Source organism: Streptomyces sp. WELS2 (assembly GCF_013870595.1).
In the GTDB taxonomy this organism is placed as follows: Bacteria; Actinomycetota; Actinomycetes; order Streptomycetales; family Streptomycetaceae; genus Streptomyces.
In genome coordinates this window covers 1-3,950 of record NZ_JACBWZ010000599.1, presented here as the reverse complement: position 1 = coordinate 3,950, position 3,950 = coordinate 1, and the positions used below count along the sequence as shown (strand labels likewise).

General features: G+C 73.8%; 5 protein-coding genes. 2 read left to right on the top strand and 3 right to left on the bottom strand.

Annotation, left to right across the window (positions count from 1 at the left end; all coding sequences use genetic code 11):
* The 3 genes from H5J33_RS26415 to H5J33_RS26405 form a co-directional block, all read right to left on the bottom strand.
* Positions 1-1,046 (bottom strand): hemolysin family protein (locus tag H5J33_RS26415; RefSeq protein ID WP_181797358.1); only part of this gene is annotated, 1,046 nt, incomplete at its 3' end.
* Positions 1,047-1,253: 207 nt separating this feature from the next.
* Positions 1,254-1,679: a GNAT family N-acetyltransferase gene (locus H5J33_RS26410; protein WP_181797357.1), complete on the bottom strand. Its 426-nt coding sequence runs from the start codon at positions 1,677-1,679 to the stop codon at positions 1,254-1,256.
* A 46-nt stretch (positions 1,680-1,725) separates the two neighbouring features.
* On the bottom strand, positions 1,726-2,613 hold the full coding sequence (locus tag H5J33_RS26405; protein ID WP_181797356.1) for an LLM class F420-dependent oxidoreductase: 888 nt from the start codon (positions 2,611-2,613) through the stop codon (positions 1,726-1,728).
* A 165-nt stretch (positions 2,614-2,778) separates the two neighbouring features.
* Between H5J33_RS26405 and H5J33_RS26400 the strand changes: the two genes are divergently transcribed.
* Both H5J33_RS26400 and H5J33_RS26395 read left to right on the top strand, forming a co-directional pair.
* On the top strand, positions 2,779-3,021 hold the full coding sequence (locus tag H5J33_RS26400; protein ID WP_181797355.1) for a toxin-antitoxin system HicB family antitoxin: 243 nt from the start codon (positions 2,779-2,781) through the stop codon (positions 3,019-3,021).
* A 99-nt stretch (positions 3,022-3,120) separates the two neighbouring features.
* Positions 3,121-3,495, top strand: a complete 375-nt coding sequence (locus H5J33_RS26395; RefSeq protein WP_030775141.1) for a hypothetical protein — start codon at positions 3,121-3,123, stop codon at positions 3,493-3,495.
* Positions 3,496-3,950 lie beyond the last annotated feature (455 nt).

Here is a 3,950-nt window from a genome sequence, read left to right as displayed (position 1 = left end):
GCCGTCTCGTGCGGGTCGTGCTCGTCCCGCACCTCGCCGACCACCTCCTCCACGATGTCCTCCAGGGTGGCCACGCCGGCCGTGCCGCCGTACTCGTCGATGACGACGGCCATGGTGCGCCGGCCGCCGAGCCGGTCCAGCAACCGGTCGACGGTCAGCGACTCGGGGACCAGCAGCGGCTCGCGCATGATCTGCGCGACCGTGCGGTGGCGCCGCTGGTCGGCGGGGACGGCCAGCACGTCCTTGATGTGGGCGGTGCCGACCACGGAGTCCAGGCCGCCCCGGTAGACCGGGAACCGGGACAGGCCGGTGGCCCGGGTGGCGTTGGCCACGTCCTCGCAGGTGGCCTGCATGTCGAGGGCGACGACCTGGACGCGCGGCGTCATCACGTTCTCCGCGGTGAGGTCGGCCAGGTTCAGGGTGCGTACGAAGAGCTCGGCGGTGTCCGCCTCCAGCGCGCCCTCCTTGGCGGAGTGCCGGGCGAGGGCGGCCAGCTCCTGCGGGCCGCGCGCGGAGGCCAGCTCCTCGGCCGGTTCGACGCCGAGCCGGCGCACGAAGCGGTTGGCCGTGTTGTTCAGGTGGGTGATGAAGGGCCGGAAGGCCGCGCTGAACCAGCGCTGGGCGTTGCCCACCCGCTTGGCCATGGCCAGCGGCGAGGAGATCGCCCAGTTCTTCGGCACGAGCTCGCCGACGACCATCAGGACGACCGTCGACAGGGCCGTGCCCAGCACCAGCGCGACCGAGGTCGCCGTGGCCCGGGACAGCCCCAGCGCCGTGAACGGCCCGGCGAGCAGCTTGGCGATCGAGGGCTCGGCGAGCATGCCGACCACCAGGTTGGTGACGGTGATGCCGAGCTGGGCGCCGGAGAGCTGGAACGTCAGGTTCCGTACGGCCTTCAGGGCGCCCGCGGCACCGCGCTCGCCACGGGCGGCGGCCCGCTCCAGCTCGCCGCGTTCCACCGTGGTCAGCGAGAACTCGGCCGCCACGAAGGCGCCGCAGGCCAGCGACAGCAGGATCGCCACCAGGAGGAGGAGCACTTCGGTCATCGGGTCACCCCCGTCCCAGGATCGGGCAGGGTGGGGGAGTGCGCGCGGTGTCGCGGACTGGGAGGCTCGCCCATGGGCGGACGCTCACAACCTTTCATAGAGAGCCGAGTGCTCCCTCCATGGTAAAGGATGGGCAAAGAAGCCTTCGGATCTCCCCTCCAGGCTCACATCCCGGTGCGCGGATCTCCCCCCGCGGGTCCCGCGGTCTCAGTCCGTGAGCGGCTTCACCCAACGCCGCCAGTGCTCCTCGGGCCCGTACCCGGCCGCTCCCCAGGCGTGGTGCGCGGTCTCGTTGCGGACCAGCACCATCGCGTCCGCGCGCCGCCCGCCGAGCCGTACGAACCGCTCCTCGGCGGCGGCCAGCAGCGCCGAACCGATGCCCTGCCGCCGGCGCCGCGGGTGCACCGCGAGCCGGTACAGATGGCACCGCCAGCCGTCGAAGCCGGCGATCACCGTGCCCACCAGCTCGCCGCCCCGCTCGGCCAGGAGCAGCGCCCCGGGATCACGGGCCACCAGCCGCTCCACGCCGGCGCGGTCGTCGCTGATGCTGGTCCCCTCGGCGGCCGTCTTCCAGAAGGCGAGCACGGAGCCGAGGTCGGCGGACACGGCGGCACGTATACGCAGATCGGTCATGCCCTCATCATGATCGCGGACGGCTCGCGGGCCCACCGGTTTCCGGTCACACGGACTCCTCGCGCAGCCGTGCCAGCACCGGCGCGAACGCCTCCATGAACGGCTCCAGCACGGTCAGGTACGAGAACCCGTACCGCTCCCGCTGCGCCCGTACCTTCGCCACCACGTCCTCCAGCGGGCCGGCCAGCACGATGGGCAGGGCCATCGCCTGCTCCACGGTCGTCCCGGGCCGCCGCTCCAGCAGCGGCTTCAGCACCGGTTCCGGGTCGTCGGTCACGGCCACCAGCTGGATCAGCAGGTTCAGCTCGGCGGGCGCCGGCCGGTGCCGCGCCAGCTCGCGGTAGCGGGCCACCCGCTCGTCCAGCTCCTCGGCGGTGAGCGGGTCCAGGGTGCCGGCCGTGTCGCCCGGCCGGGCCCCGGTGAAGGCCGCGATGTCCGCGTGCTCGGCGGTCAGCCGCAGCATGCGGTCGCCGTTGGCGCCGATCAGCACCGGCACCCGGGACTGCACGGGCCGCGGCAGGTGGTCGGCCGAGCCGAGCAGCCGGTCGAGTTCCGCGACCGTCCGCTCCAGGTGGTCCACCCGCTCGCGCGGCGAACCGTACGGCAGTCCCGCCGCGTCGTGCTCGGCCCGCACGTACCCGGTGCCGAGGCCGAGTTCGAGCCGGCCGCCGGTCAGCGCGTCCGTGGTCGCCACCTCGCGGGCCAGCAGCGCCGGGTTCCAGAAGCCCGCGTTGAGCACGAACGTGCCGACCCGCGGCCGCTCGGTGGCCTGCGCCGCCGCGACCAGCGCGGGGAACGGCGCGGGCAGCCCGAGGTGGTCCGGGACGAGGATCACGTCGTAGCCCAGTTCCTCCGCGCGCCGGCACTTGGCGCGCCACTCGTCGGCGGCCGCGGGGTCCAGCAGGTTGACTCCGAAGCGGAACGGACGCGACATGAACTCTCCCCGGTCGGTGATCACTTGAGCCGGTCCCATTGCACCACGCCCACCCCGGCCTGCCCGGTGGCGCTGTTCACCGCGCGGACCGGCGCACGGTGGCACCCGGCTGTGTGCCACCGTGCGCCCTTGCCGCTGCTAGCGCCTCGGCGCTAGCGTCGGGGTATGGCGAAAACCCAGCTGAACGTGCGCGTGGACGAGGGCACCGCCCGGGTGGCCCGCGAGCGCGCCCTGGCCCGCGGGATGAGCGTCAACCGCTATATCGAAGAGCTGGTCAGACAGGACGCCGGGGAGACGGGCCGCACGTTCGTGGAGGCCGCCGCCGACTTCATGAAGCAGTACGAGTCCGTGTTCGCCGAGGAGTTCACCGAGGCGCACGGCACCGGACCGGGGAAGGGCCGCCTCTGATCCCCCGCCCCGCGGTCCCCGCACCCGCCGGATCCTTCGGTCCCCCCAGGCCCCTCCCCGAAGCCGACCCGCCCGAGCCGACGCCCTGAAGCGGATTCCTTGAACGATCTCCGTATCGACCTCGCCTGGCTGCTCATGCTCGCCGAACAGAAGACCCCGGGGGACCCCCAGGTCACCGACTGGGGCGCCCTGGTCGCCGCCGTGGCCCGGCACCGGGCCGAGATATTCGGCGTCCCCGTCTACGCCGACCCGTACGCCCGCGCCGCCTCCCTGCTCCAGCTGCTGATCCACGTCCCCGCGCTGGAACGCGCCAACGCCCTGTTCGCCTCCGCCGTCGCCTACGCCTATCTGGTCGCCAGCGGCGAGAAGATCGCCACCACCCCCGAGCAGGTCCGCGACCTCGCCCGGCTGGTGAAGGACGGCGCGGCCGGCGTCGACGACATCGCGCGCGAACTGCGCCGCTGGAGCGGCTGAACAGCGCCCGCCCGGACCACGGCCGCGAGGCGGTCTCCCCGGAGCACGCCCCGGGGAGGCCACCCGCGCGATCCGTACGGAAGACCTGACGGCCCACCGTGCTCCAGTCCGCGGGCGCGGGCGGCACCGAACGGCCCGCCGCGTGTCCGCCCAGCCGCCGGACCGGCTCCGGCAGGTCGTACCCGGGGAAGGAGATCCGGAACAGGCGCGGCCCGAGCCGCGACGGCGACTCCTCGCCGGACATCGCGGCGTCCATCGGCTCGATCTTCACGTCCCGCGCGTCCGGGGCCGCCCGGCGCGCTCGAATCAGCAGGTCCGGTTCGCCTCTGTCGCCGGTACGGGCAACCCGTCGATCCGTGCCCGGCGGCCACCCACCCGGACGGCGACCGCGGGGTGGGTGACGTCGTCGTACGCCATCGCACGAGGACGGGGGCCGCGCCGGCGCTCCCCGCTAC